At 73.7% G+C, this 25,069-nt stretch carries 24 protein-coding genes; 16 read left to right on the forward strand and 8 right to left on the reverse strand.

From position 1 onward, the window contains the following. Positions 1–290: 290 nt before the first annotated feature. Positions 291–1,361, forward strand: a complete 1,071-nt coding sequence (locus ACWGH0_RS22660; protein ID WP_453406009.1) for a fatty acid desaturase family protein — start codon at positions 291–293, stop codon at positions 1,359–1,361. Here ACWGH0_RS22660 and ACWGH0_RS22665 read toward each other — a convergent pair. Both ACWGH0_RS22665 and ACWGH0_RS22670 read right to left on the reverse strand, forming a co-directional pair. Next, positions 1,358–2,848, reverse strand: coding sequence for an FGGY family carbohydrate kinase (locus ACWGH0_RS22665; RefSeq protein ID WP_453406010.1), 1,491 nt, complete (start codon positions 2,846–2,848; stop codon positions 1,358–1,360). The genes ACWGH0_RS22660 and ACWGH0_RS22665 overlap by 4 nt on opposite strands. Further along, entirely contained in the window at positions 2,845–3,894 is a 1,050-nt protein-coding gene (locus ACWGH0_RS22670) for a 2-hydroxyacid dehydrogenase (protein ID WP_453406011.1), read from the reverse strand. The genes ACWGH0_RS22665 and ACWGH0_RS22670 overlap by 4 nt, the downstream gene beginning before the upstream one ends. A 163-nt stretch (positions 3,895–4,057) precedes the next feature. Between ACWGH0_RS22670 and ACWGH0_RS22675 the strand changes: the two genes are divergently transcribed. The 4 genes from ACWGH0_RS22675 to ACWGH0_RS22690 all read left to right on the forward strand — a co-directional run bounded on the left by ACWGH0_RS22675 (position 4,058) and on the right by ACWGH0_RS22690 (position 8,477). Next, a complete protein-coding gene (locus ACWGH0_RS22675) occupies positions 4,058–4,702 on the forward strand; it encodes a histidine phosphatase family protein (RefSeq protein WP_453406012.1) in 645 nt (214 codons plus the stop codon). Continuing rightward, the gene (locus tag ACWGH0_RS22680) at positions 4,699–5,472 is read left to right on the forward strand and encodes a DeoR/GlpR family DNA-binding transcription regulator (RefSeq protein ID WP_453406013.1); all 774 of its coding nucleotides are present in this window, start codon (positions 4,699–4,701) and stop codon (positions 5,470–5,472) included. Before ACWGH0_RS22675 ends, ACWGH0_RS22680 begins: the two co-directional genes overlap by 4 nt. A gap of 126 nt (positions 5,473–5,598) precedes the next feature. Continuing rightward, positions 5,599–6,930: an MFS transporter gene (locus ACWGH0_RS22685; RefSeq protein ID WP_453406014.1), complete on the forward strand. Its 1,332-nt coding sequence runs from the start codon at positions 5,599–5,601 to the stop codon at positions 6,928–6,930. Between the two features lie 44 nt (positions 6,931–6,974). Continuing rightward, the gene (locus tag ACWGH0_RS22690; protein WP_453406015.1) at positions 6,975–8,477 is read left to right on the forward strand and encodes an FGGY-family carbohydrate kinase; all 1,503 of its coding nucleotides are present in this window, start codon (positions 6,975–6,977) and stop codon (positions 8,475–8,477) included. Here ACWGH0_RS22690 and ACWGH0_RS22695 read toward each other — a convergent pair. Continuing rightward, positions 8,455–9,015 (reverse strand): dihydrofolate reductase family protein, encoded by a 561-nt coding sequence (locus tag ACWGH0_RS22695; RefSeq protein ID WP_453406016.1) that lies wholly within the window; start codon positions 9,013–9,015, stop codon positions 8,455–8,457. The genes ACWGH0_RS22690 and ACWGH0_RS22695 overlap by 23 nt on opposite strands. Positions 9,016–9,111: 96 nt before the next feature. Between ACWGH0_RS22695 and ACWGH0_RS22700 the strand changes: the two genes are divergently transcribed. Further along, positions 9,112–9,315 carry an antitoxin gene (locus tag ACWGH0_RS22700; RefSeq protein WP_453406017.1) on the forward strand — a complete coding sequence of 68 codons (204 nt, stop codon included), beginning with the start codon at positions 9,112–9,114 and terminating at the stop codon, positions 9,313–9,315. Positions 9,316–9,360: 45 nt separating this feature from the next. On the opposite strand, the gene ACWGH0_RS22705 is transcribed toward ACWGH0_RS22700, so the two are convergent. Continuing rightward, complete coding sequence (locus tag ACWGH0_RS22705; RefSeq protein ID WP_453406018.1) at positions 9,361–9,885, reverse strand: DUF2165 domain-containing protein; 525 nt, start codon at positions 9,883–9,885, stop codon at positions 9,361–9,363. Between the two features lie 164 nt (positions 9,886–10,049). Between ACWGH0_RS22705 and ACWGH0_RS22710 the strand changes: the two genes are divergently transcribed. From ACWGH0_RS22710 to ACWGH0_RS22750, 9 genes are all read left to right on the forward strand, one after another. Then, positions 10,050–10,997 (forward strand): phosphatidylinositol-specific phospholipase C, encoded by a 948-nt coding sequence (locus tag ACWGH0_RS22710; RefSeq protein WP_453406019.1) that lies wholly within the window; start codon positions 10,050–10,052, stop codon positions 10,995–10,997. 109 nt (positions 10,998–11,106) lie between these two features. Beyond that, entirely contained in the window at positions 11,107–11,892 is a 786-nt protein-coding gene (locus tag ACWGH0_RS22715; protein ID WP_453406020.1) for a DUF998 domain-containing protein, read from the forward strand. 33 nt (positions 11,893–11,925) lie between these two features. Continuing rightward, positions 11,926–12,801, forward strand: coding sequence for a DMT family transporter (locus ACWGH0_RS22720; RefSeq protein ID WP_453406021.1), 876 nt, complete (start codon positions 11,926–11,928; stop codon positions 12,799–12,801). 139 nt (positions 12,802–12,940) lie between these two features. Beyond that, positions 12,941–14,482, forward strand: a complete 1,542-nt coding sequence (locus ACWGH0_RS22725; RefSeq protein WP_453406022.1) for a hypothetical protein — start codon at positions 12,941–12,943, stop codon at positions 14,480–14,482. Between the two features lie 258 nt (positions 14,483–14,740). Beyond that, a complete protein-coding gene (locus ACWGH0_RS22730) occupies positions 14,741–16,363 on the forward strand; it encodes an alkaline phosphatase D family protein (protein WP_453406023.1) in 1,623 nt (540 codons plus the stop codon). A gap of 124 nt (positions 16,364–16,487) precedes the next feature. Beyond that, a complete protein-coding gene (locus ACWGH0_RS22735) occupies positions 16,488–16,757 on the forward strand; it encodes a hypothetical protein (protein ID WP_453406024.1) in 270 nt (89 codons plus the stop codon). A gap of 19 nt (positions 16,758–16,776) precedes the next feature. Further along, positions 16,777–17,025 (forward strand): hypothetical protein, encoded by a 249-nt coding sequence (locus ACWGH0_RS22740; RefSeq protein WP_453406025.1) that lies wholly within the window; start codon positions 16,777–16,779, stop codon positions 17,023–17,025. Between the two features lie 152 nt (positions 17,026–17,177). Next, on the forward strand, positions 17,178–18,161 hold the full coding sequence (locus ACWGH0_RS22745) for a glycosyltransferase family 2 protein (protein ID WP_453406026.1): 984 nt from the start codon (positions 17,178–17,180) through the stop codon (positions 18,159–18,161). Next, entirely contained in the window at positions 18,158–18,613 is a 456-nt protein-coding gene (locus ACWGH0_RS22750; RefSeq protein ID WP_453406027.1) for a GtrA family protein, read from the forward strand. Before ACWGH0_RS22745 ends, ACWGH0_RS22750 begins: the two co-directional genes overlap by 4 nt. Here the strand turns inward: ACWGH0_RS22750 and ACWGH0_RS22755 are convergent. Beyond that, positions 18,588–20,096 (reverse strand): DUF6056 family protein, encoded by a 1,509-nt coding sequence (locus tag ACWGH0_RS22755; protein WP_453406028.1) that lies wholly within the window; start codon positions 20,094–20,096, stop codon positions 18,588–18,590. The two genes, ACWGH0_RS22750 and ACWGH0_RS22755, sit on opposite strands and share 26 nt — an antisense overlap. 227 nt (positions 20,097–20,323) lie before the next feature. Between ACWGH0_RS22755 and ACWGH0_RS22760 the strand changes: the two genes are divergently transcribed. Beyond that, positions 20,324–21,382 (forward strand): LacI family DNA-binding transcriptional regulator, encoded by a 1,059-nt coding sequence (locus tag ACWGH0_RS22760; RefSeq protein WP_453406029.1) that lies wholly within the window; start codon positions 20,324–20,326, stop codon positions 21,380–21,382. Here ACWGH0_RS22760 and ACWGH0_RS22765 read toward each other — a convergent pair. Genes ACWGH0_RS22765 through ACWGH0_RS22775 form a run of 3 tightly spaced genes read right to left on the reverse strand, consistent with a single transcriptional unit; the run spans position 21,366 to position 24,899 of the window. Next, a complete protein-coding gene (locus ACWGH0_RS22765; RefSeq protein WP_453406030.1) occupies positions 21,366–22,076 on the reverse strand; it encodes a sulfite exporter TauE/SafE family protein in 711 nt (236 codons plus the stop codon). The two genes, ACWGH0_RS22760 and ACWGH0_RS22765, sit on opposite strands and share 17 nt — an antisense overlap. After that, positions 22,073–23,527: an amidohydrolase family protein gene (locus ACWGH0_RS22770; RefSeq protein WP_453406031.1), complete on the reverse strand. Its 1,455-nt coding sequence runs from the start codon at positions 23,525–23,527 to the stop codon at positions 22,073–22,075. Before ACWGH0_RS22770 ends, ACWGH0_RS22765 begins: the two co-directional genes overlap by 4 nt. 13 nt (positions 23,528–23,540) lie before the next feature. Next, complete coding sequence (locus ACWGH0_RS22775; RefSeq protein WP_453406064.1) at positions 23,541–24,899, reverse strand: uracil-xanthine permease family protein; 1,359 nt, start codon at positions 24,897–24,899, stop codon at positions 23,541–23,543. Positions 24,900–25,069 lie beyond the last annotated feature (170 nt).

A 25,069-nucleotide genomic window follows, 5' to 3' on the forward strand; every position in this document is an offset into this window, starting at 1 on the left:
CAGACAGCCGGGACGTGCCTGTCCCCGGGCCGAGGCGCCTCCTGTCCCACGACCGACGCGGACTCGCTCCGCCGCGCGGCCCGCGTCCCGCTCACCCGGCCCCGGCGAAGCCCGCCGAGACGCCGTTCCAGCCCCCAGCAGCCCCGCCGTCCGCGCGACCGGCGTGGGAAGGGCCGCAGAGCCCCCGCCGAACGCCGACGGACCGTGCGGCCCGCGGCGCGCCCCCTCGCGCATCGTGCATTGCCCGGCCGGCCCCCGGCCGGTCTGCCCCACCCGGAGGACTCGTCACCATGCCAGTGCAGACATCCGTACGCCCGCCCCCGTCCGCCGCGCCGCAGAAGCCGGGCAGCGACTTCTCCCGGCTGTACAAGAAGATCGCCGCGGCCGGGCTGATGGGTCGCCGCCCCGGGTACTACACGGCCCGTATCGCGGCGGTCGCGGCCCTGTACGCCGGGGGCTGGGCCGCCTTCGTCCTCGTCGGGGACAGCTGGTGGACGCTGGCGGTCGCCGCCTTCCTCGCCCTGGTCTTCGGCCAGGTCGCGCTGGTCACCCATGACACGGCGCACCGCCAGGTCTTCCGGCTCCGCAAGGCCAGTGAGCGCTCCGGCCGCATAGCCGGGAACCTCGGCATCGGCATGGGATACGGGTGGTGGATGGACAAGCACACCCGCCACCACGCCAACCCCAACCACGCGGAACTCGACCCGGACGTGCTGCCCGACGTCCTCGTCTGGTCCCAGGACCAGGCGCGGGTGGCGAAGGGACTCCCCCGGCTGCTCGGGCGCTCGCAGGCGTTCCTGTTCTTCCCGCTGCTCACGCTGGAGGGCTTCAGCCTCCACGTGGCCGGCGTACGGGCGCTCGCCAACCGGACGCTCAAGAACCGGACCCTGGAGGGCACCCTCCTGTTCGCCCATTTCGCCGCCTACCTGGCCGCACTGTTCCTCGTGCTGCCGCCGGGCATGGCGATCGCCTTCCTGGCCGTGCACCAGTGCCTGTTCGGCGTCTACCTGGGATCGATCTTCGCCCCCAACCACAAGGGCATGCCGATCCTCACCGGCGACGAGCGCCCGGACTTCCTGCGGCGCCAGGTGCTGACCTCGCGCAACGTGCGCGGCGGCTGGTTCACGGACCTGATGCTCGGCGGGCTGAACTACCAGATCGAGCACCACCTGTTCCCGAGCATGCCCACCCCGCACCTGCGGCGTGCCCAGGTGATCGTCCGGGACTACTGCCGGGAGCTGGGCATCGGCTACCTGGAGACCGGCCTGATCACCTCGTACCGCCAGGCGCTCGCCAGCCTCCACCGGGCGGGCGCCCCGATCCGCGAGTCCCGCGGGTCCGCCGCCCCGGCCGGGGCCTAGGACGGCGCACACCCGGACGGGGCGGGCGGCCACGGGGCCGGGTGCGCCCACTGGACGCGGGCGGCGTCCAGGGCGCCGCGGTAGGCGGCGTACCCGTCCTCGTACGCCGCGCGGGAGGCCGGGCGCGGTTCCACCGTGCGACACGGCTGCGGCTGGGTCTCCGGGGCCTCGCCCAGGGAGCGCCGCGCCACCCGGACCGCGCCGAGCGCGCCCACCTCTCGCTCCACCGGGATGCGGACCGGCCGGCCCAGGACGTCGGCGAAGAGCTGCGCCCACGGGCCGGAACGGACCCCTCCGCCGCAGGCGGCGAGATCGCCGCCGAGACCGGCGGCCTCCAGGCAGTGCCGGGCGGCGTAGCCGATCGCCTCGCACACGGCCCGTACCGCGTCGGCGCGCGTGTGGGCCAGCGTGAGCCCGTCGAGCCGCCCCCGGGCGGCCGGGTCCACGAACGGGGCCCGCTCCCCCGCGCCGGAGAGGAACGGCAGCGCGGTGACGCCGTGCGCGCCCGGCGGGCTCCCGGCGAGCAGCGCGTCGAGGTCGCCCGTGGTCGCGCCGGTGAGCGCGAGGACCCATTCGAGGGCGGCCGTGCCGGCCATGGCGGGCATCGCACGCAGCCAGCGGTCCGGCTCCGGGGTGCACAGCCACATGCCGGCCGGTTCGGTGGAGCCGTCCGTACGAGCGCCGTCGGTCAGGACCTGGCAGGCGAGGGTGGTGCCGACGATGAGCAGCCCGTCGCCCACCTCGCGCACGCCGCTGCCGATGGCGCAGGCCGGCAGGTCGTACGGTCCCGCCGTGAGCGGCAGTCCCTCCGGGAGTCCGAGCAGCCGCGCCCCCTGGGCGTCGAGGGCGAGGACGGTTCCTGGCGGGGCCGGGTCGGGCAGCAGGTGCGCCTGGTCCGTGATGCCGCAGGCGGCGAGCGCCTCGGGTGCGTACGTACGGGTGACCGGATCGAGGAAGGGCAGGGTGGCGTCCGACGCGTCCACGCCGATCCGGCCGGTGAGACGCTGGGCGACGGCGTCGACGCAGTAGCCGGCGGTGGCCGCGCGCCGCAGGGTCTGCGGCTCGTGTTCCCGCAGGTGCGCGAGGAGCGGGGCGTGGCAGCCGGGGAACATGCCGGAGCCGGTGTGCTTGAAGACCTCCTGGACCGTGCCGTCCGCCAGCCAGCCCGCGACGCGGCCGGCGGCGCGTCCGTCCATCCAGGAGATGGCGGGGCGCACCGCGCGGCCGTCCGCGTCGCGCAGCCACAGGCCGTCGCCCTGGCCGGTGAGGGCCACGGCTGCGGGCGGCTCCGGCAGGGCGGCGGCGGTCTCCCGTACGACCTCGGCGACCGTGCGGACGACGTCGTCGAGGTCCTGTTCGACGCGCCCGCCGGACAGCCGCACGAGGCTGCTGCGGCGCGTGGCGGAGGTCAGAGGCGCCTCCTGGCCGTCGAAGGCGACGGCCTTGGTCACGGAGGTGCCGACGTCGACGCCGATGACGACGCTCACGGGCGCGCGGCCTCACGGCCGCGGACCGCGGGGTTGGCCGGGTGGGCGAGCCGCTCGCCGCGTACAAAACGGCCCGCCTCGGCGGCGGTGATCGCAGCGGCCCGGTGGGCGGTCTGCCGGGTGGCGCCGGCCAGGTGGGGGGCGGTGACCACGTTCGGGGCGTCGCGCAGCGGCCAGTCGGCGGGCGGGGGTTCGACGTCGTACACGTCGAGGGCGAGGGCGCCGAGGCGCCCGCTCCTGAGCAGGGCGGGCAGCGGGGCGTAGTCGAGGAGACCGCCGCGCGCGGAGTTGACCAGTACCGCGCCCTCGGGCAGGAGCTCCAGTGCGGCGGCGTCGATGAGGTGGTGGGTCTCGGGGGTGAGGCGGGCGTGCAGGCTCACCACGCTGCTGCGGCGCAGGAGTTCGTCGAGTGCGACCGGTTCCACGCCGTCGGCGCGGGCGGCGTCGGGGTCGGCGTAGGGGTCGGCGACCAGGACGTGGGAGCCGAAGGCGCGCAGGACGCGGGCGACGATGCGGCCGATGGCGCCGTAGCCGACGAGCCCGACGGTGGCGCCGTCGAGTTCGATGCCGCCCTCGTCGTAGGCGTAGAAGTCGCCGCGCCACGTGCCGCGCTTGAGCTCGGCGTCGGCGGTGGTGATGCGCCGCATGGCGGCGAGCATGAGGCCGACGGCGAACTCGGCGGCGGCGGGGGCGTTGCGGCCGGGCGCGAAGGCGACGGCGACGCCGTGCCGGGTGGCGGCGTCGAGGTCGACGTTGACGGGGCCGCCCCGGGAGACGGCGACCATGCGCAGGTCCGGGCAGGCGGTGAAGACCTTCTCGGTGAAGGGCGCCATCTGGGTCACGCAGATCTCGGCGCCGTCCAGCGCCTCGACGAGTTCCTCCTCCGTGCCGCTCGCCTCGTGGACGTCTCCGACGGGGCCGAAGGGCTCGTGGGGCCAGGGCAGGGTGAGTTCGGTGATCGCGGGGGCGGCCCCGAGTTCCTCGCGCAGGGCGGCGCGCAGGAGGTCGGGGCGTACGAAGTGGTCGCCGGCGGCGAGGATGCGCATGGGCGGGGCCCTTCTCGAATCGCGGTGGCGATGCGCGTCGGGCGTTGCCGCAGCGCCACTAACACTGGCGCTGATAGATTTAACATCATTGTTTTGAAGAAGCAACGGACCGGCGCGGCGCCGGGCCCGCGCGCCCGTCGCGCTTCAAGGGGAGAGACCGTCCATGTCAGCACGCCTGTTGCTCGTACGGCACGGAGAGACCGAGTGGCACGCGGAGAACCGGTACGCCGGCGTCTCCGACGTCGCGCTGACCGCGAAGGGGCTGCGGCAGGCGGAGGAGCTGGGGCAGTGGGCCGGGCGCCGGAGGGTCGACGCCGTGGCGTGTTCGCCGGTCAGCCGCGCCCGGCTGACCGCCCGGCCCGCCGCCGAAGTGCTGGGCGTGGAGCCCGAGGTCGTCGAGGGACTGCGCGAGGTCGACTTCGGCTGGGGCGAGGGCCGCACCATCGCGGAGATGGCCGCCGAGGACCCCGAGGCCGTACGGCGCTTCATGGAGGACGCCGAGCTGGGCGCCTTCCCCGGATCCGAGCCGCCGTCCGAGGCCGCGGCCCGCGCCTCGACCGCGCTGCGCGGACTGGCGCGCGAGCACGCGGGCGGCACCGTCCTGGTGGTGGCGCACAACACGCTGCTGCGCATGGCGCTGTGCGCGATGCTCTCCATCCCGGTCGGCCGCTACCGCCTGGTGTTCCCGCGGCTCGACAACGCGGCCGTGAGCGAGATCGAGGTGACGGACGCCGGCACCGCCCTGCGCTCCCTCAACGTCCCCACCTCGGCGACGCCCCACGGCGGTACGCGAAACTTGGGCACATGACGACGACCGGCGCGGAAGCCCGCAGGCAGATCATCACCGAGCACGTCCTGAAGCACGGCACAGCGAGCGGCGCCGAGCTGGCGGAGCTGACGCGCGTCAGCCTGATGACGGTCCACCGGGACCTGGACGAGCTGGCCAGGCGCGGGGTGCTGCGCCGCTTCCGGGGCGGGGTCTCCGCGCTGCCGTCGACCGTCTTCGAGTCGAATCTCGACTACCGCCTCGGCGTCAACACGGCCGAGAAGGAGGCCATCGCCAGGACCGCCGCGGAGCTGGTCGAGCCCGGCATGTCGGTGATGCTGGACGACTCCACGACCGCGCTCGCCCTGGCCTCACTGCTGGTGGACCACGCCCCGCTGACGGTGGTGACCAACGCCCGGCGGGTGATCGGCCTGTTCGCCGGCCACGAGGAGATACGCCTCATCTCGCTCGGCGGCGAGTACTCGCGCACCCACGACTCCTTCCTCGGCGTGCCCTGCCTGGAGGCCATAGAGGCGCTCTCGGTGGACATGGTGCTGGTGTCGACCTCCGCGATGGACGCCCGGATGACGTACCACCAGGAGCAGGACGTGGTGCTGGTCAAGCGGGCGATGCTGGCCTCCGGCACCCGCAAGGTGCTCCTGATGGACCGTACGAAGCTGGCCAGGACCGCGCTGCACCGGCTCGCCCCGGTCGGGGACTTCGACCACCTGGTGGTGGACGACGGGGTGGAACAGGACCTGTTGGCGGCTCTCGGGGAGCGCACGGACGTCCGGGTCGCGTCCGCCGCCTGACCGGATGCCGGCCGCGCGACGACAAGCCTCTTAAACTCTTGCGTGCTAATTTCACAGAGGTCATGATGCATCCCCGTCGCGGCTGACGTCCGCGGGCCATGGCACCTCACTGTGGAGGCACGAGCAATGAGCAGCACCGCCACATCCGCCGGGCGCGCCGGGGGGACCGTCTGGGACCGCGTCGGCATTCCCCGGCCCCTGCTCTTCGGGTTCGTCGGCGTCCTGATCTTCATGATCGGCGACGGGGTCGAGTCCGGCTTCATCGCACCGTTCATCGAGGGCAACGGCGCCGGCAGCGAGGTCCGCGCGAGTTACGTGATCACGGCGTACGGCGTCACCGTCATGCTCGCGTCCTGGCTTTCGGGCGCCCTGTCGGAACTGTGGGGCCCGCGACGGGTGATGCAGGCGGGGCTCGCCATCTGGATCGTCTTCGACATCCTCTTCCTCACGCTGGGCGCGGCGCGGGGCGACTACACCCTGATGCTGGTCTTCTACGGCCTGCGCGGCTTCGGCTACCCGCTCTTCGCCTTCTCGTTCCTCGTGTGGGTCACGGCCACCGCGCCGGTCGCCCGGCTCGGCGCGGCCGTCGGCTGGTTCTACTTCGCCTTCACCGGCGGCCTGCCCACCCTGGGCTCGCTGACCGCGTCCGTGACCAACCCCCTCTTCGGGAAGACCGGCACGCTGTGGGTCGCGCTCGCCCTGATCGCGATCGGCGGCGCCTTCTGCCTGCTCGGCGTACGCGAACGCACCGGGTACTCCCGGCTCGCGCCGCCCGGGGTCAAGCCGGTCCAGTCGCTGACGCGCAGCCTGTCCATCGCCTGGACCAACCCCAAGGTCGCCGTCGGCTGTGTGGTGCGGGTCATCAACACGGCCCCGCAGTTCGGGCTCTGGGTGATCCTGCCGGCCTTCTTCACCGACGAGATGGGCTTCAGCGACGGCGACTGGCTCCGGTTGCTGTCGATGATGTTCGCCACCAACATCTTCTTCAACCTGCTCTTCGGCCTGGTCAGCGACCGGATCGGCTGGCGCACCACCATCGGCTGGTTCGGCGCGGTGGGCTGCGCGGTGAGCGTGCTGGCCCTGTACTTCGTACCGAAGCTGCTGACGGACGACTACTGGGTCGCGGTCGGCGTCGGCATGGTCTACGGCGCCACGCTCGCCGGGTTCGTCCCGATCTCCGCCCTGATGCCGTCGTTGGCCCCGGAGAACAAGGGCGGCGCGATGGCGCTGCTGAACCTCGGCGCGGGCGGCGCGGCCTTCGTGGGGCCGGCGATCGTCTCGCTGTTCCTCGGGCCGCTGGGCCGGGACGGCGTCGTCCTGATCTTCGCCGGCCTGTACGTCGTCGCCGCGCTCCTCACGCTCTTCCTGCGCCTCCCGAGGGCTTCGGAGGTGGCCATCGAGCAGGGCAAGTCGCTCCAGGAGGCCGCCGTACCGGTCGCGGCCCGCGCCACCACCTGAGCCCCGCTCCCCGTACCCCGCGCACGGAAGGACCCGTCCCCCTCATGAACCCCACCGCCGGCGCCGCCCGCTCCCCCGTCCCCGTCGTGGCCGGCGTCGACGTGGCCACCGCCGCGGTCAGAGTGGTGTGCGCCGACGCCACCGGGCGGGTTCTCTCCGAAGGACGGGCGCCGCTCCCGCGGCCGGTGCGCGGCGCGGGCGGCCACAGCGAGCAGGACGCCCGCGCGTGGTGGCCGGCGGCCGCCGCCGCCCTGCGGGAGGCCACCGGCGCGCTGCCGGGCGGCGGGCACGAGGTGGTGGCCGTCGCGGTCTGCGCCACCTCGGGCACCCTGGTCCTCGCGAGCCCCGACGGGGACCCGGTGGGGCCTGCGCTGATGTACGACGACCGGCGGGCAGCCGACCTCAACGCCAAGGCGCAGGAACTGGGCGCGCGCCGCTGGCGGGCACTGGGCCTGGCCGTCGGCCCGACGGCGGCGCTGGGCAGGTTCGTCTGGTACGCGAACCGGGCGCTCCCGGGACAGGTCGTGCTGCACACGCCGGACCTGCTCGGCCGCAAGCTGACCGGGCACCCGGTCGCCGCGGACTGGAGCCACGCGCTGAAGACCGGCTACGACCCCCGGGCGGGCGAGTGGGCCGGCGAGGTCTTCGACGCCTTCGGCGTCTCCCCCGGCCTGCTGCCCGCCGTACGGCCGCCCGGCACCGAGGTGGGCACGGTCTGCGCGCGGGCGGCGGCGGAGACCGGCCTGCCCGCCGGCTGCCGGGTCCGGCTCGGGATGACGGACGGGTGCGCGGGCCAGATCGCCACCGGCGCCGTGGAGCCGGGCCGGTTCGTCGGCGTGCTGGGGACGACGTACGTACTCAAGGGGGTCACCCGCGAGCTGGTCACCGACCCGTCGGGCGCCCTCTACAGCCATCGCCATCCCGACGGCTGGTGGCTGCCCGGCGGCGCCTCGAACACCGGCGGCGAGGCTCTGGCCGCCGTGGACCCGGGCCGGCTGCCCGCCCTGGACGCGGCGGCGGACGCCCGCGGTCCGGCGTCGTGCCTGAACTATCCGCTGCGCAGGGAGGGCGAGCGGTTCCCGTTCGTCTCCGGTGACGCGCGGGGTTTCCTGACCGGTACGCCGCAGGACGAGGCCGACGGGCACCGGGCCGCGCTGGAGGGCGTCGCCTTCCTGGAGCGCCTCGCGGTCGAACGCGTCCAGGCGCTGGGCGTCGAGGTGCGGGGACCGTTGCACGCGGCGGGCGGCGGCAGCCGCAGCGACCTGTGGAACCGCATCCGCGCCACCGTCCTGGGCAAGCCGCTGCGCGTCGCCGAGCGGGCGGAGACGGCCTTCGGCGCGGCCCTGCTCGCCGCCGCCGGAACGCTCCACCCGGACCTGACCGCCGGCGCGGCGGCGATGACGGCGGCCGGCCGCGCGGTCGAGCCGGTGGAACGCGAGCGGGCGGCGCTGGAGGAGTCGTACGGGCGCTTCGTCGCGCAGTTGCGGGCGCGGGGCTGGCTGGACGCGGGGGGAGCGGCCCCGCTCACTCTTCGGCGTAGCGGGTGAGGAGTACGCCGTTGTCGAACACGCGGGTCTCCAGGAGTCGCAGGCCCACCATGGCGTCCGACGGGGAGAACAGGGGCTTGCCCCTCCCGATGAGGACCGGATGGATGTAGACGCGGTACTCGTCGACCAGCCCCTGGCGCATGAACGCCGCGGCGAGACCGGCGCCGCTGAGCGTCATGTCCCCGCCGGGTTGCTCCTTGAGGGCCCTGATCGCGTCGGGGTCGACCTCCCGCACGATGGTGGTGTTCCAGTCGGCCCGCTGCATCGTCCGGGAGAACGCGTACTTCGGCATGTCCCGCCAGATACGGGCGAACTCGGCCATCGTCCCGGCGTTCTGGGGGTCCTCGTCGGCGGTCGGCCAGAAGTCCGCCATGAGTTCGTGCGTGACCCGCCCGCTCAGGAAGGCGCTCATCCCGCGGAGCTCGTCGTTGAAGTGCTGGTGCAGTTCCTCGTCGACCCGGTGCCAGTCGATCTGGCGTTCGGGCCCCTCGATGTAGCCGTCGAGGGACATCCCCGCCATCAGAATGATCTTCCTCATCGCAGTCCTCGCCGGGTTGCCAGGGCCCGCAGATGCGGACAGCGTGAGGTGCGGGGACCCTGTAGGGGTGGGGGCGACCAGCTAGGAGGCTAGCCGATGTCCATGATGGACAAGCTCAAGCAGATGATGAAGGGCCACGAGTCGCAGGCCGGGAAGGGCATCGACAAGGCGGGCGACGCCGTCGACGACCGGACCCAGGGCAAGTACAGCCGCCACGTCGACACGGGCCAGGAGAAGCTGAGGGACGAGCTCGGCGGGGACCGGGGCACGGGCCCGCAGGACCGGCCGCCGCAGCCCTGACCGATCAGCGGTCCGATGAGGGCGGGACAGATCTCTGTCCCGCCCTCACGGCGTGTCGCCTTCGCCCCCGGCGGGCAGGTGGACGACCACCAGGGCCACCCCCGCGAGGACGAAGTTCCTGGTGGCGGCCTCCAGCCCGTTCCAGCTCTCGGACTGCCACATGGCGAACCACTCGCCCCCGATCGCGATGAACCCCGCGCCGAAGAGCAGCAGCACCATGAGCAGGCCCAGGCCGCTCGTTCGCCGCGCCCGGCCGAACCCGCCACCGCGCAGGGCGGCGGCCCACTGGACGGTCGCCGCGATCAGCACGAGGGCGGCGACGGTCTCCCAGACGATGATGGCGACGTACGCGGCGTCCTGGAGCGTGCGCGATTCGACGGCCCGCCACATGAGGTCCTCGTCCTTGAACGTGGTGTCCATGGCCAGGACGTGCCGCACGAACTCCTGGTTCGTGCCGAAGTCGGTGATGTTACCGAAGGCCACGAGCGCCATGTAGAGCGCGACCGTGGCGACGAGCCCGGTGGCGGCGAGCGCGAGCGCGGGGCGTGAGCGCGGGTTCCTGACGGTCATGTGCACCTCTTTGCAAGGGAGTTGGCGTTCGGTCGTCCTTCCGAGTGTCCATGATCCCGCGCGGCCGCACACGTGTCCGGACCCTGGCAGTTATGACCTGTGCACGTCATACTTCCCGGGCCGGCCGGGCGGTCGGCGACGGCCGACCGAGGGGGACCAGGCACATGAGCGTGGACCGGCGCACCTTTCTCGCGGGAGCGGCGGCGGTCTCCGCGACCGCCCTGCTCGCGACACCACGAGCCGCCGCGGCGACGCGGACCCTGTCCGTGCAGGACTGGATGGCGGGCCTGGGCGACTCCACGCCATTGCAGCGGCTGACGATCCCCGGCACCCACGACTCCGGCGCGCGCGTCGGCGGCCCGTGGGTGGCGTGCCAGAACACCTCGGTGGCCGAACAGCTGCTCAGCGGCGTCCGCTTCCTCGACGTGCGCTGCCGGGTCACCGGCGACTCCTTCGCCGTCCATCACGGCGCTTACTACCAGAACCTCATGTTCGGCGACATCCTCATCGCCTGCCGGGACTTCCTGCGGGCCCGCCCCTCCGAGACGGTCCTGATGCGCGTCAAGCAGGAGTACTCGGAGGCGGCGGACGCCGAGTTCCGCCGGATCTTCGACATCTATCTGGACGCCAAGGGCTGGCGGCCACTCTTTCGGATCGACGCGGGACTGCCGACGCTGGGGCAGGCCCGCGGCCGCGTCGTCCTGCTGGCCGACAACGGCGGACTGCCCGGCGTCCGGTACGGGGACCCGGCGCTCTTCGACGTACAGGACGACTACATGGCCGAGCCGGGCGCCAAGTACCCGAAGATCGAGGCCCACTTCCGCAAGGCCGCGCAGCAGCCCGGCAAGCTGTTCCTGAACTACGTGAGCACGTCGGCCCTGCTGCCGCCCCGGTGGAACTCCGACCGGCTCAATCCGCGGGTGCACGGCTTCCTCGACGGGGCCGAGGCGCGCGGGTGGACGGGTCTCGGGGTGGTCCCGATGGACTTCCCCAACACGCGCCCGGGGCTGGTGGAGTCGTTGATCCGGCACAACGGCGGGGTGACCGCCGCGCAGGGCCACCCGGGTGAGACGAGGCGTCAGGTCCTGGACTGGGCGGGCCGGGCCCGCTAGACCAGCGGATGACCATGCCTCTTCCGCGTGGCGGCGCAGCGGCCACGTTCACCGATCCGAGCGTCCCGCCGGCGCGTGCCGCCGCGACCGCCCGGTTCGGAGCGTCACGATGCACTCGACCCGCAGTACGCCCACACAGCGCGCACGGTCCCCACGGATCGGACGGCCCGCACAGCCCGTCGCGGGACGGTCGCGCAGACCCGCGGCGGCCGCCCTCGTCGGCGCGGCCCTGCTGTACAACGGCTGGCTGCTGGAGCTGTGGCTGCCGACGGGTCTGGACTACCGGCACGCGTACGTGAGCGAGCTGTTCGCGGCGGACCAGCCCTTCAGGGCGCTGTTCGGCGGTATGGAGATCGCGTGCGCCGCGCTCGTGATGGCGGGGGCTCTCCTGGCACGCGACCTGCTGCCGGGGGCCGCCGCCCGGTCCGGCTGGTGGGCCCTGTGCGGGTTCGGGGCGTCGTCGCTGGCCGACGTCATGCTGCCGATGGGCTGCGCCCCCTCCCTGGAACCGGCGTGCGAGGCCGTGCACCCGTGGCACACCGTCACGAGCGGGCTGGTGCACTTCTTCCTCTTCGCCTCCATGGCGCTGTTCTGCGCGGCGGCGGCCGCCGATCCGTCGCGCGCGCCCCTGGTCCGCCGCTGGGGCCCGCGTCTGCTCGCCGGAGCGCTCGTGTCGGCCGTCGTCACCGTCGGCCCGCTGATCGGCCACCCCGGCTGGCACGGCCTGCCGCAACGCGCGCACGTCCTCCTGGTCGGGCTGTGGTTCACCCTGCTGGCCCGTGAACTCCTCGCGACCGGCGGCACCGGGCTCGAGCCTCGCCGGGCCGCGGGACCGCTGCCGGGAATGGCGCCGCCCCCTCTTCCCGAGAACCGGCCCGCCGACCGCACCCCCTGAGCCGCCGCCCACCGGAGGAAGGGGAAGCGCCGCGTGGCATCCGTACTCGCCGTGCTGTTCGCCGTGCTCGCGGCGGTGGGCAACGCCACCGGCACGGTGCTCCAGCGGATCGCCGCGCGACGGGTTCCCCCGGGGGACGCCTTCAGCTTCCGGCTCATCCCGCACCTGGTGCACAGCGCGGCGTGGCTCGGCGGGATCGCCGTCATCGTCGTGGCAGCCGCCTGCCAGGCGCTGGCCCTGACGGTGGGTTCGATGTCGCTCGTCCAGCCCATCCTGGTGAGCGAACTGCCCTTCACCCTCCTGATCGCCTGCATGGTCTCCCGGCGACGACTACCCGCGGCCGGCTGGGCGGCGGCAGGGATGATCGCCTTCGGTCTCGGCCTGGCACTGGCCGCGGCGTCGCCGTACGAACGCCAGTCCGAGGTCGCGCCGGTCGTGTGGGTGGTGACGCTGCTGACGACGGGCGGCGTCATGACCCTGTGCGTACTGGCCGCCCTGGCGCGGCCGCGCGGCATGGCACGGGCGGCCCTGTTCAGCTCGGCGTCCGCCGTCGGATACGCCCTGACGGCCACGCTGATGAAGTTCTCCACCACTACGTTCGAACAGCACGGGTTCGGCGCCTTCGTGGCCTGCTGGCAGACGTACGGCTTCGTGGCGTCGGGCGCCTGCGCACTGTTCCTGCTGGCCAACGCCATGGAGTCCGGGCCCCTTGTGGCCTCCCAGCCGGCGCTCACGCTGGGAGAGGCACTGGTCAGCGTGGCTCTCGGGATGCTGGTGTACGGCGACGAGGTGCGCACGGGGTGGTGGCTGGTGCCGGAGGGCATCGGTGCGGTGCTGGTCACCTGGGGCGTGGTGTTGCTGCCCAGGGTGCGGACGGAGGAAGACGACGAGGACGTGCCCGCCGCCTGACGGCCGGAACCCCCCTTCTGCCCGGCCCGGATGGCGCAATTGGCATGTATGCCCCTTTGATGGATCAAAGCGTGCGTCCAGGCGGCGCACGGCAACCGACGGTGTGTGCCACCGGAAGTACGGCGAACGGAGCCGCGCCATGACAACCGACCCGACAACGTCCTCCACGCCCGGCAACGACGACCGCTCCCAGCCGCCCGACGACGCGGCGGCGTACGCGGCCGCCGCCTACGCGGCCGCCAAGGAAGAGGCCGCCGCACGGGCGGCCGCCGCGAACGACGCCGCCGCACGCGCGCCCCGGCCGAACGAGACCGGCCCGCGCGTGGCCCCGGCGAGCGGCGCCGCGCCCGTGGCTCCCGCAGCCGCCCCCGCCGCGCCCCCGCCTCCCGCAGCCGCTCCCGCCGCGCGCACGATCCCGGCGAGCGAGACCGGCCGCGTGACCCCGGCGAGCGACGCCGCCGCGCCCAGGACTCCCCCTGCCGAGCCCGCTCGCACGACCCCGGCGGGCAACGCCGCCGCACCCATGGTTCCCGCAGCCGACAACGCCGCGCGCACCACTGCGGCGAGCGGGAGCGGCCCGCGCACGACCCCGGCGAGCGAGAGCGGCGCGCGCCCGGTTCCCGCGGGCGAGGACGCCCCGCGCACGACGCCGGCGAGCGACCCCGCCGCGCGGGCGAACGCCCTCCTGGAGGACGCCGCGCGGGTGTCCGCCGCGAAGGCGACGGCCGCCGAGATGGCCGCCTCGGACGCCGTGGCGCAGGACCCGGACTCCGCCGAGGAGCCCATACGGACTCTGCTGTGGACCGCTGCGACCTGCCGGCCGCTCGAGGAGGTCGCCGCGCTGGTGAGCCTCCTGCGGCACACCGGGGAGCTGAACAGGCCCGTCGACGAGGCCCTGCGCGCCGCGGCCGTGGCGCGGCCCTTGGACGAGGTACGCCAACTGGTCGCCATGCTCCACGAGTCGGGGCACGAGGTGGCCGAGGCCGACACCACGCTGCGCGCCGCTGCCGTGGGAAGGCCCATCGAGGAGGTGGCGCAGCTGGTGAGCATCCTCGGCCACGAGGAAGGCGACCACCACCGCCCGCCGGCCGGGGAGCCGGCCGCCGCCCGCAAGGACCAGGCCGGCGCCGCGGCCGTGACGCCGCCGTCCGGCACCGGGGAGGCGGGCCGCAGGCCTGCCCTCGGCGACGAGCGGCCGGGCGGCCGCACGGCGTGGCCGACCGCCGCCGCCCCGCGCGGCGTCGTCCCTTCCGTCGGCGACGCGCTCGCCGACGGCGCGCCCTCGACGGCCCTGCGTTCCGTGCTGCGATGGCCCGCGGCGGTCCTCCTGTTCGCCTGCGGCGTCATCCACCTGCCGACGGACTTCGCGCACCTGCGGTCCGGCGGTTACGGGGAGGCCCTCGCCCTCGCCGTCACCGCGCTCTGCCTGGTGTTCGGTGTGTGGCTGGCCGTACGGGACACCACACGCGTCTGGGCGGCGAGCGCCGGGACCGCGATCGGCATCGTGGCCCTGCACGCACTGGCGAGCGTGGGCACCGTGGACCTGCTGGACAGCAGCCTGGGCGAGTCCTTCGCGTGGGCGGAGGCGGCGGCGGTGTCCTGTGCGGCGGTCGGCGCGCTCCTCGCCGGTTCGGCCCTGCTGCGCCGCCAGAAGGAACCGGACGCGACGAACGGCGTCTGACGCGCCACCAGTACGGCGGCCGGGGCCCGCTGCCCCCGCACCGCACCACCCCGGAGGGCGGCCCTGTCCCGGCCGCCCTCCGCGGTGTTCACCCCCGCCGGCCGGCGCGCACGCGTCGGCCTGCGGGTGGCCGGACGGACCGAAGGCGCTGGGCGTGGACCGCTCACCCCGCAGGCCGTCCGTAACCTCCCGCGCCGGTCCCGCACCACTCGAATGCGGTGATCAGGAAAGACGTGAAGCGGGCATATCAGGCGGCATATGAACAGTCACCAGCCTGAGCTCCGCGCCGCCGTCCGGCGTCTGGGACGCCGTCATTTCCTCACCCTCACCGCGGCCGCCGCCGCGCTCGCCCTCGCCACCGACCTGCCGGCGGCCGGTGCGGCGAGCGTCGCGGAACTCGACCCCCGGAAGATCACCGAGAACCCGTTCACCCTCGGTGTCGCCTCCGGGGACCCGCTGCCCGACAGCGTGCTGCTGTGGACCCGGCTGGCCCCGCGCCCCCTCGAAGCCGACAGCGGCCTGCCCGAGCAGCGGGTGGTGGTCACCTGGGAAGTCGCCCACGACGAGGCGTTCCTGCGCAAGGTGCGGAGCGGCACCGTCACCGCGCATCCCGAGTTCGACCACACCCTGCATGTGGAGGTCGACGGCCTGGCCCCCGACCGTCCGTACTACTACCGCTTCCGCACCGGCACCTGGGCCAGCCCCACCGGCCGCACGCGGACCGCGCCCGCCCGGGGCGCCGCGAAGTCGCGGCTGAAGGTGGCCGCCGTGGCCTGCCAGGCGTACCACCACGGCTACTACACGGCTCACCGGCACCTGGCCGGTGAGGACGTGGACCTGGTGGTCCATCTCGGCGACTACCTCTACGAGTACGCCGTCGACGGCGCCGGCGGTGCACGCGCCTACGCCGACCGGCAACTGCCCGCCCACTTCGACCGCGAGGCAAGGACACTCGCGGACTACCGGCTGCGGTACGCCCTCTACAAGTCCGACCCGGACCTCATCGCCGCGCACGCCGCTCATCCGTTCGTCGTCACGTGGGACGACCACGAGACGGAGAACAACTACGCGGACGACACGTCGGAGAACAACGTGCCGCCCGAGGAGTTCCTGCTCCGGCGCGCCGCCGCCTACCGCGCGTACTGGGAGAACCAGCCGCTGCGCTCCCCGCAGCGGCCGGACAGGGCCGACATGCGGCTCTACCGGCGGCTGCGCTTCGGGCGGCTCGCGCAGTTCGACGTGCTCGACACCCGGCAGTACCGCTCGCCGCGGGCCTACGGGGGCGGCTGGCACAAGCCGGGCCCGGAGGCCGAGGTCGCCTCGCGCACCATGACCGGCGCGGCGCAGGAGCGGTGGCTGCTCGACGGCTGGGAGGGCGCTGGAGCGACCTGGAACGTCGTACCGCAGCAGGTGACGTTCGCGCGGCGGCGCGATGTTCCTACCGCCGACTACAAGATCTCCATGGACGCCTGGGACGGCTACCCCGCCGCGCGGAAGCGGTTCCTCGACGGCGCCGAGGCGGCCGGTGTCGAGAACCTGCTGGTGCTGGCCGGGGACGCCCATGTCGGGTACGGCTTCGACCTGAAGAAGGACTTCGACGACCCGGCCTCGCGCACGGTCGGCACCGAGATCTCGACCACGTCGCTCTCCAGCGGCAAGGACGGATCCGACCGGCCGGACAACTTCGACAGCCTCGTCCGGGCCAATCCGCACCTGAAGTTCTACAACGGCCGACGCGGATACACCGTCATCACCCTGGAAGCGGAGCGGGCCCGTGCGGACTTCCGGACGGTCTCGGAGGTCACCCGGCCGGGCGGGGCCCTCACCACGGCCGCCTCGTTCGTCACCGAGGCCGGCCGGCCGGGTCTCGTCCCGGCGTGAGTGCGTTCCGCCCCGGCGGACTGCGGCTCCGGTCAGTTATCCCTCCCGTCCCGCGGGTACCCCTCAGCCGTGACGGCCCGCGGGTCGTCGAGGGCCGCAGACACCGAGGAACGAGGTGTGCGCAATGAGTGAGAAGGAATCACGGCATCCGGACCGCGAGCCCCGGCCGCGCACGGAGAAGGGCCCTGGCGCCCACTCCGGAGCCGAGCACCAGGCGCAGGAGCGGGTGGTGCCGGGCACGGCGAGCGCCCAGGAGGGCTATCCGGCCAAGGGCGGCACGGCGGACGGCGAAAGCCTCGCCGGTGTCAAGTCGTCCGGCGAGGAATCCGGCGCGCGGCGGTCCGGCGAGGGCGGTGTCACGGACACACCCGCCCGTCGCAAGCGGCACAGCTGACGAGGGAGAGGACGAAGGCGTGATCACTGAGGACCATGTCCGCGAACTGCTGCGCTCGCGCGTGGCCGAGCCGACGCTGGTCGTCGTCGAGGGCCGCGCCCGGGTCGTTCCGGCGGCCGATCTGGAGTCGGACGCCTACCGGGGCGCGATCGAGGTGGTGTCCGCCGAGGACCTCGCCCGGCGCCTCGACAGCACGGACCCGTCCGACCAGGACATCTCGGCGGTGGCGAGCGGACTGAACACGTCGGTCGCGGAACTCGGCGGCTGAGCCGCCCGGTCCTCCCCACCCCTGCTCCGGACACACCGCCGTCCCGGGACCCGTCACCCGTGTGGAGTGCCTGGGACGGCCCCCGGCGCGCCCCCGCGTTCCACTGGAGGCGGCAGCGCATGTACCGGAACCGTGCATGGAGTGGTGTGACCATGGTCCAGATTTCGATCGTCGTGCCGTGCTACAACGAGAGCGAGGTGCTCGCGGCCTTCCACCGGGCCCTGATCGCCGCTCTCGAACCGACCGGCTCGACCTTCGAGGTCTGCTACGTCGACGACGGCAGCGGCGACGAGACCATAGCCGTGGTCAAGGACCTCGCCGCCGCCGATTCCCGCGTGCGCTACACGTCATTCAGCCGGAACTTCGGCAAGGAATCCGCGATGCTGGCGGGCATGCGCATGTCCCGGGGCTCCGCGGTCGTCCTCATGGACGCCGACCTCCAGCACCCGCCCGAGTTCGTCCCCCGCATGCTGGAGCTGCACCAGCACGGGTACGACCAGGTCGTCGCCCAGCGCGACCGCGCGCACGAGGGGGTTCTGCGGACGGCGCTGTGCCGCGCGTACTACCGGCTCGTACGCCGCTGCATGAACGTCGAGATCGTGAACGGGGCGGGCGATTTCCGGCTCCTGTCGCGCCGGGCCGTGGACGCGCTGCTGGCCCTTCCGGAGAACAACCGCTTCTCCAAGGGACTGTTCTCCTGGATCGGCTTCGACACGGTCAGCTTCACGTACGAGAACGTCCGGCGGGCCGCCGGGCAGTCCAAGTGGAGCGGGCGCCACCTGCTGAACTACGGCATCGACGGGCTCATCTCCTTCAACAGCCGTCCCCTGCGCCTCGCCATTCACACCGGTCTCTGGCTCTTCCTGTCCGCCCTGGTGTACGCGCTGTGGATCATCGCGAACGTCGTGCTGGACGGTGTGGAGACCCCCGGTTACGCCACGCTGATCACCGCCGTCGTGGCGCTCAGCGGGATCCAGCTCGCCACGCTCGGTGTCATCGGCGAGTACGTGGGCCGCATCTACGACGAGTCGAAGCGCCGTCCGCACTACGTGGTCCGCGAGACCGACGAGACGGCCACGGTGCTGGGGTCCGGCCTCTCGCTGGAGCCCGCCGTACAGACCCGGCCGGAGGCGTGAACGCCCGGGGCCTGCGCCAGTTCGCCGCCTTCGCCGCGATCGGCGTCGTCAACACGGCCGTCTACTACGCCGTGTACGCCTCGCTGAACATCTGGCTGCCCTACCTGGCGGCCCACGGTGTGGGCTACGCGGTGAGCGTCGTCGGCTCGTTCCTGCTCAACTCGTACGTCACCCTCCGCACGAAGCCGACCTGGCGGGCTTTCCTGCGCTATCCCCTGTCGGGCGCGGTCAACGTCGTCGGCAGCGGCATCCTGCTCTACGTCGCCGTGAGCGGGTTCGGCCTGCCCGAGAACCTCTCCGCGCTCGCCGCCGGCGTCCTCGTCACCCCGCTGTCCTTCCTGCTGGCGCGGTGGGCCATCACGTCCGGCGCGGCCGCCACCCGCAACCGGGCGGCGGGCGCGCCGCCGCCGGGGGCGGACGCGCGGGTCACGGAAGCCGAGTCGAGTAAGTGACCCGGTCCAGGCCGTAGTAGTCCGCGACGCAGCCCGCCGGCCAGGTGTGGCGCCCCTTGCCGCCGAACGGCTCCAGCGTCCCGGCGACCGACAGCGGTGTGTACGGGGCCGACGCCGCGCCCTTCGCCGCCTCTGCGCGCAGGAACCGGTCCTGGCGGTCCCACTTCTGCGCCCGTACGCGCATGTCCTGGCCCAGGTCGTGCAGCGGGACGGCGAGCCCGCAGACGGCCACGGCGCAGACCACGCCGGCCGCCGCCGTCGCCATGCCCGTACGCCGTTCGCGCCGTCGCAGCGCACGGCCGAGGAAGGCGCCGGCGCCCACCAGGAGCAGGACGTAGAGGAGCAGGTAGTCGTTCCAGGTCCGCTGGGCGGTCATCACGCGGGCGCCGAAGACGGGGTAGGTGATGACGGTGCAGAGGTAGCCCGAGACGAGGAAGGCGAGGGCGCCGAACGACGTCCACAGCAGCGGCCGGACGGGGAGCAGGACGGGGGGGCCTGCCGCCCGGCCGCGCGCGAGCAGCCCGAGCAGCACTCCGGCCGCGAGGGCGCCGGCGTACTGCCAGGTGGTGAGGACGGTCTCCAGGATGTGCGCGTAGCCGCGCGCCGACGCGATCAGCGACTCGGGGGCGAGCATCGAGGTGCTTTCGAGACCGAACCTTTCGCGCCGCCTGCGACCGCCGGGCGAGGTCATCAGGACGAGCGTGCCGATGCCGATTCCGGCCATGCCGGCCAGCGACCACCAGCGGGCGGCGGCGCGGGCCCGCTCGGTGAAGATCCAGCGCCCGAGCAGTACCACGGCCGCCAGCACGACCAGGCAGACCACCGACGCCTCTTCCGACAGCGTGCCCATGAAGACGCCGGAGACGAAGACGACGGCCAGGGCGGCGATCCTGCCCCGGCGGCCGCGGGCCGCCAGGAGCGGGAGGGCGGCGGCGCACGCCAGCACGGGAGCGAGCGTGTGCGAGACGGAGGCGGCGGGCCAGTAGAACGTCTTGTACGTGTTGGGTGTGGCGAAGAGGAAGACCGCCGTGGTCATGGCGGCCACGAGCAGCGGGACGCCCCGGGGCGCCGTCCGTCCGGACCTGCGCAGCACGCAAAGCGTCAGCGCCCACAGCACGCCGAGCACGACCGCGCCGCTGACCAGGGCGAACCACTGGTGTCCTGCGACGGGGAACTGCGCGTACATCCCGACGAGCAGGCCGTTGCCCACGCGGCCGTTGTCCATGACGTAGAACTTCTCGACCATTCCCCAGACACCGAGGTCGCGCACCTTGGGCAGGAAGCACCACTCGTCCGCGCTGGGGCGCACATGGCGGCCGAGCCACGCTCCGGCCACGAGCAGTCCGAGCGGCAGCAGGCACAGGGCCGTCGTCCAGACGCCGGTCCGCGAGCGGAGCAGACGGTGCTTTCCGCTCCCCCGCCCCGGGCCGCCGCCGCCCGGTACCGGTTCGCGCGGGAGGGCAACGCCCGGTGCAGCCGTCACAAGGTCTCCTCTTCACCGCCGGTTCCGACTCCGTAGCGGAACCTTGTCCACCGCTCGGCATCGTCACCGGCGGCGTCTCGTCCGGGCGGAAGCCCACGCCGCCGGGCGGCCCGTTTGCGCCCAATGGAGCAACCCGCGATACGGCGTACGCGTGTGCGAGGCGGCTCCGGTCGGCGAAGATGTGGCTGTCACCCGTTCGTCAGAGCCAGCGAGGAGCGTCAGCGCAGATGCCCACTTCCGGTCCCGGTGCACGGCCGCCGACGATCGCCGACGTCGCCAAGGCCGCCGCGGTGTCGCGGACGACCGTCTCGCACGCCCTCAACGGGCTCGGCAAGGTCGACCCCCGCACCCGCGAACGCATCAAGCAGGTCGCGGGCGAGCTGGGTTACCGGCCGAACCTCCGGGCCCAGCGGCTGCGCCGGGGGCAGGCGAAGGCCATCGCGCTCGCCTCGTCGATGCCCTTCGCGGTGGCCGGCGGGCCGTCCCGGCTCGGCTTCTACATGGAGGTCGCCGCGGCCGCCGCCGAGCGGGCGCTCGTACACGACTACGCCCTCGTCCTCGTGCCGCCCGTGCAGTCGGGTTCGGCGCTGTACTCCCTGGACATCGACGGCGCCATCGTCGTGGAACCCGACGCGGACGACATGGCCGTGGCCCAGTTGCGGGAGCGGCACCTGCCGTACGTGGCGCTCGGCCGCCCCGTGGCGCCCGGCGACGACGCCCCGTACGTCGATCTGCGCGGCGGCCTCGTCGTCGATCTGCTCCTGGCGCACCTGCGGGAGCAGGGGGCGCGCCGGCCGGCCCTGATCATCGGCGCCGGCTCCCGCCATTCCGCGGTCGACGCCCGCGCCGCGTACGAGCGCGCCGCCGCCGGGCAGGGGTGGACCCCGCTCGTCGCGACGGCCCCGGAGGAGGGCGGCGAGCAGGCGGGTTACGACCGCTGCGCCGCCCTGCTGGCCGAGCACCCCGAGACCGACGCGGTCTGCGCGCTGGTGGACGCCTTCGCGGTGGGCGCGGTACGGGCGATCCGGGACAGCGGCCGGCGGATCCCCGAGGACGTCATGGTCGTGACGCGGTACGACGGTCTGCGGGCCCGGACCTGCGAACCGCCGCTGACCGCCGTCGAGCTGCACCTCGACCGGGCCGCCGCGGACGCGGTGGAGCTGCTGCTCGCCCGGCTGGGCGGCGCGCCGCAACCGGCGGACGCGGCCGCCCCGGCGGTCGCGACGGCGCCCGAGCCCCGCGTCGTCCCCCGTGCCTCGTCCCTGCGCGTCACGGCGCCAGCATGAGCACCGCCCCGGAGACGAGGGCGAAGACCAGCACGAACAGGCGCATCCGCCGGGCGTCGAAGCGGTGGTGCACCAGACGGCTCAACCAGGCCCCCGCCGCCAGCGCGGGCAGCAACAGGGCCGCCCAGCCCAGTTGCACGGGACTCCCCTGCCCGGTCGCGAACAGCAGGGTTAGCGAGGCGACTTCGCCCACCAGGAAGCACACCGCCACCGTCGAGCGCAGCTCGGCGGGCGGCCGGTGCTGGTAGACCAGGGCGAGAGGCGGCCCGCCGACTCCTGTCGCCGTCTCCGTGAGGCCGGTGACGGCCCCGGCGGCGACGTAGGCCCCGCGCCCGGGCGTGAACGCCGGGGCCGCCAGGCTCACCACCGCCGCCAGGACGGTCGCCGCCCCGACGAACAGGCCGAGGCGGTGGTCCGGGACGACCCACAGCAGCACCAGCCCGCCGGGTGTGGCCGCCAGCCGCGCTGCGGTGATCCAGCCCGCGCCGCGCAGATCGAGGGAGTCCCGTTCGCGCCACGCGACGTACAGGTTGAGCGGGATCATCGACGCGAGCACGAAGACCGGGACCAGCGCCGGATCGAGGAGCCCCGCCACCGGCGCGACGATCAGCGCGAAGCCCAGGCCGCTGCTGCCCTGGACGAACGCGGCGACGGCGACCGTCGCCGCGAGGACCGCCAGCGTCTGCGCGCTCACCGTGCTGTGCTCCGCTCCGCCCCGGCGCGCCGCGCGGCCGTCGACGTGGGGTGGACCCGGGTCACGGGGGCCCGCAGCACGACGTCCCGGCTCAGTTCGGCGGCCCGCCGCACCAGCGCCGGACCGTCCCAGTCCAGCGGCATGCCGCGCCACAGACGCAGGCGGCCGGCGACGAAGACGGCGGTGATCTGGTCGCGGTTGCCCCGCCGTACGAGCTCCCACGGGAGGTCCCACGACAGCCGCATCTCGGGGCCGCTCACATCGACGAGCAGGAAGTCGGCGGCGGCTCCCACCTCCGTGCGGCCGGTACGCGTGCCGAGCCCGACGGCGTCCGCGCCTCCCCGGCCCGCGTGGTCCAGCCAGGTCCAGCCGGCGCCGCATGAGGAGTCGCCGGTGGACAGGCCGTACGCGAGCCGCTGGGCGAACTCGGCGGCCTCGGTCAGCCGGAAGGCGTCGCCCCGGGTGCCGTCGGTGCCGAGGCCGAACCGGATCCCGCGTTCGGCCATGGTGGTGGCCGGGGCCACCGCGTTGCCCTTCCAGGCGCTGGCGACGGGGTTGTAACTCACCGCGGCGCCCGAGTCGGCGAGCAGTGTCAGTTCCCGCGGGGTGAGCAGGGTGGCGTGCGCGGCGAGCAACTGCGGGCCGAGCGCGCCCACTTCGTGCAGGTACTCCAGTGGGCGCAGCCCGTGCTGGACGAGGGAGCGCTCCACGGCCGCGAGGTGTTCGTTGACGTGGATCTGGACCACGGCGCCCGCGGCGGCGGCAAGCCGCGCGGTGTCGCGCAGGGTGTGTTCCGTGGCGGCCTCCGGCACGGAAACGGCGAGGGAGGGGTGGATCAGCTCCTCGGTGCAGTACCTGACGAGGTGCTTCTCGGCCTTGGCGAGGGTCGTCGAGGTGTCGGCGCCGCCGTCGGCGTCGTTGCACACGAGGCCGAGGACGCACCGGATCCCCGCGTCCCGGGCGGCCGCCGCGATCAGCTCCACGTCCACGGCGGCGCGGGTGCCCGCCTCGGCGACGGTGGTGAACCCACCGCGCAGCGACTCCAGCGCGGCGAGTTTGGCGGCGACGTACACCGCCTCCTCGTCCAGAGCGCCCTCCAGGGGCACCCAGAGCCGGCGGAAGATCTCTGAGGGTTCTCCGAAGGCCAGGGCGGCGCCGAAGGTCTGTGTGAGGTGGTGGTGCGCGTCGACGAAGCCGGGCATCAGGACGTGTCCCCGCAGCCGTACGGGCGTCAGGTGCGCGTACGTCCGCTCCAGTCGCTCGGCGGGTCCGACGGCGAGGAAGGTGCCGCCGTCGACGACGACCGCGTAGTGGTCCATCGGCCCGTCGGGCGTCAGCACCGCGTCGGGGGCGAGGAGCAGGGGTTCGCCGTCGGCGCGCAGCCGGTCGGGGGCCGGGCCGTGGAGGCCGGGCTGGTCGGGCGGGTCGGGCAGGAAGGTCATCGTGCTCATTCCGGTGGGGTGGTCAGGACTTCTGGGCCGGGGCGGGCTCACCGGTCTGCGCCGGAGCGGGGGCCGGGAGCGGCGCGCCGCGCGTGAGCCGCGGCCGTACGTGGTGGAAGAGGATGTTGAGGACGGCGGCGACGAACGCCCCGACGGCCACGCCGCTTTCGAGCAGGATGCGGACGCCGGACGGGAAGCCCCCGTACACGCCGGGGACGAGGATCGGCAGCAGGCCCAGCGCGATGGCGACGGCGCAGACGAAGGTGTTGGTGTGCCGGTCGAGGTCGGCGCGGCCCAGCATCTGCACGCCGAGCACCGTGATGACGGCGAAGACGACCATGGCGGTGCCGCCGACGACGGCCGACGGGACGACGCTGATCGCGCGGGTGACCGGTGCGAGGAACCCGATGGCGATGAGCACGACGCCGGCGGCGGCCGTGACGTACCGGCTGCGGACGCCCGTGACGCGGACGATGCCGATGTTCTCGCCGCTGGTCACCATGAGCGGCAGGCCGAAGAAGCCGCCGAACAGGGACGTGAGCGCGTCGCCGCGGATGGTCTTGGGCACGTCCGAACGCTTGTCGATCTCCTTGCCGACGGCCTCCGCGTTGATGACGGTCTGCCCGGTCGCCTCGGCCATGGAGGCGAGGCTGTAGAGCATCAGCGGCAGGGCGGCCAGCAGGTTGAACTCGGGCGACCCGAACGGCAGGAGCTGCGGGACGCTCAGCAGGCCGCCCTCGGCCGCCCGTCCGGCGTCGACGGACCCGAGGGCGAAGGCGAGGGCCGTACCGGCCACCAGGCCGAGCATGACGGCCAGTTGCCGCAGTACGCCGGTGAACAGCCAGTAGAAGGCGACGGTGAAGCCGATGGTCGCCAGGCCCAGGAGGAGGTTGGTGGTGTCGGCGAAGCCCGGTTGGCCGGGACGGCCCGTGACGAGCAGCGCGCCGACCTTCACCAGGTTCACGCCGACGATGACGATCATCGTGCCGATGACGAGGGCGGGGAAGAAGGCGAGGAGCCGGGAGAAGACGGGCAGTACGACGAAGTAGAAGGCGGCGGTGATGATCACCGCGCCGGTCGCGGTCGGCAGTCCGTGCTGTTCGGCGATGGCGAGGAAGAGGATGAGGGGGGCGCCTCCGGGCAGCATGACGAAGGGCAGTCTGGGTCCGAACTTCCACGGCCCGAGCGACTGGATGAGGCTGCCGGCCCCGGACAGCAGGAAGGCCGCCGAGAGCAGGTCGACGGTCAGGCCGGGGTCCAGTTGCAGGGTCGCGCTCATCAGGAAGATGGCCGAGATGGGGGTCGCGGCCATGACGAGTACGTGCTGGATGCCGAAGAGCAGGATTCTGCCGATCGGGCGGGATTCGTCCACGGGGTGGATCGGTCCGGGCTGGGGCGGCTCGGGGTGAAGGGAAGCGGGGCGGGGACTGGGCACGTTCGAGCTCCGTTCGGCTCGCTCCGGTTTCGACCGTGATCCGGCCCGGGACGGGGGCCACATCGACTCGGCCAAATCGATTTGGCCGCCAGTATGTGAGGACCAGTGGAACGCGT

The sequence above is a fragment of the Streptomyces sp. NPDC054887 genome (assembly GCF_053610585.1).

Coding starts and splice junctions, on each gene's coding strand:
- ACWGH0_RS22770 (WP_453406031.1), bottom strand. CDS start 23,527: ATGAGCACGATGACCTTCCTGCCCGACCCGCCCGACCAGCCCGGCCTC.
- ACWGH0_RS22680 (WP_453406013.1), top strand. CDS start 4,699: ATGACGACGACCGGCGCGGAAGCCCGCAGGCAGATCATCACCGAGCAC.
- ACWGH0_RS22715 (WP_453406020.1), top strand. CDS start 11,107: ATGCACTCGACCCGCAGTACGCCCACACAGCGCGCACGGTCCCCACGG.
- ACWGH0_RS22675 (WP_453406012.1), top strand. CDS start 4,058: ATGTCAGCACGCCTGTTGCTCGTACGGCACGGAGAGACCGAGTGGCAC.
- ACWGH0_RS22700 (WP_453406017.1), top strand. CDS start 9,112: ATGTCCATGATGGACAAGCTCAAGCAGATGATGAAGGGCCACGAGTCG.
- ACWGH0_RS22745 (WP_453406026.1), top strand. CDS start 17,178: ATGGTCCAGATTTCGATCGTCGTGCCGTGCTACAACGAGAGCGAGGTG.
- ACWGH0_RS22685 (WP_453406014.1), top strand. CDS start 5,599: ATGAGCAGCACCGCCACATCCGCCGGGCGCGCCGGGGGGACCGTCTGG.
- ACWGH0_RS22670 (WP_453406011.1), bottom strand. CDS start 3,894: ATGCGCATCCTCGCCGCCGGCGACCACTTCGTACGCCCCGACCTCCTG.
- ACWGH0_RS22710 (WP_453406019.1), top strand. CDS start 10,050: ATGAGCGTGGACCGGCGCACCTTTCTCGCGGGAGCGGCGGCGGTCTCC.
- ACWGH0_RS22735 (WP_453406024.1), top strand. CDS start 16,488: ATGAGTGAGAAGGAATCACGGCATCCGGACCGCGAGCCCCGGCCGCGC.
- ACWGH0_RS22705 (WP_453406018.1), bottom strand. CDS start 9,885: ATGACCGTCAGGAACCCGCGCTCACGCCCCGCGCTCGCGCTCGCCGCC.
- ACWGH0_RS22660 (WP_453406009.1), top strand. CDS start 291: ATGCCAGTGCAGACATCCGTACGCCCGCCCCCGTCCGCCGCGCCGCAG.
- ACWGH0_RS22725 (WP_453406022.1), top strand. CDS start 12,941: ATGACAACCGACCCGACAACGTCCTCCACGCCCGGCAACGACGACCGC.
- ACWGH0_RS22760 (WP_453406029.1), top strand. CDS start 20,324: ATGCCCACTTCCGGTCCCGGTGCACGGCCGCCGACGATCGCCGACGTC.
- ACWGH0_RS22730 (WP_453406023.1), top strand. CDS start 14,741: ATGAACAGTCACCAGCCTGAGCTCCGCGCCGCCGTCCGGCGTCTGGGA.
- ACWGH0_RS22690 (WP_453406015.1), top strand. CDS start 6,975: ATGAACCCCACCGCCGGCGCCGCCCGCTCCCCCGTCCCCGTCGTGGCC.
- ACWGH0_RS22695 (WP_453406016.1), bottom strand. CDS start 9,015: ATGAGGAAGATCATTCTGATGGCGGGGATGTCCCTCGACGGCTACATC.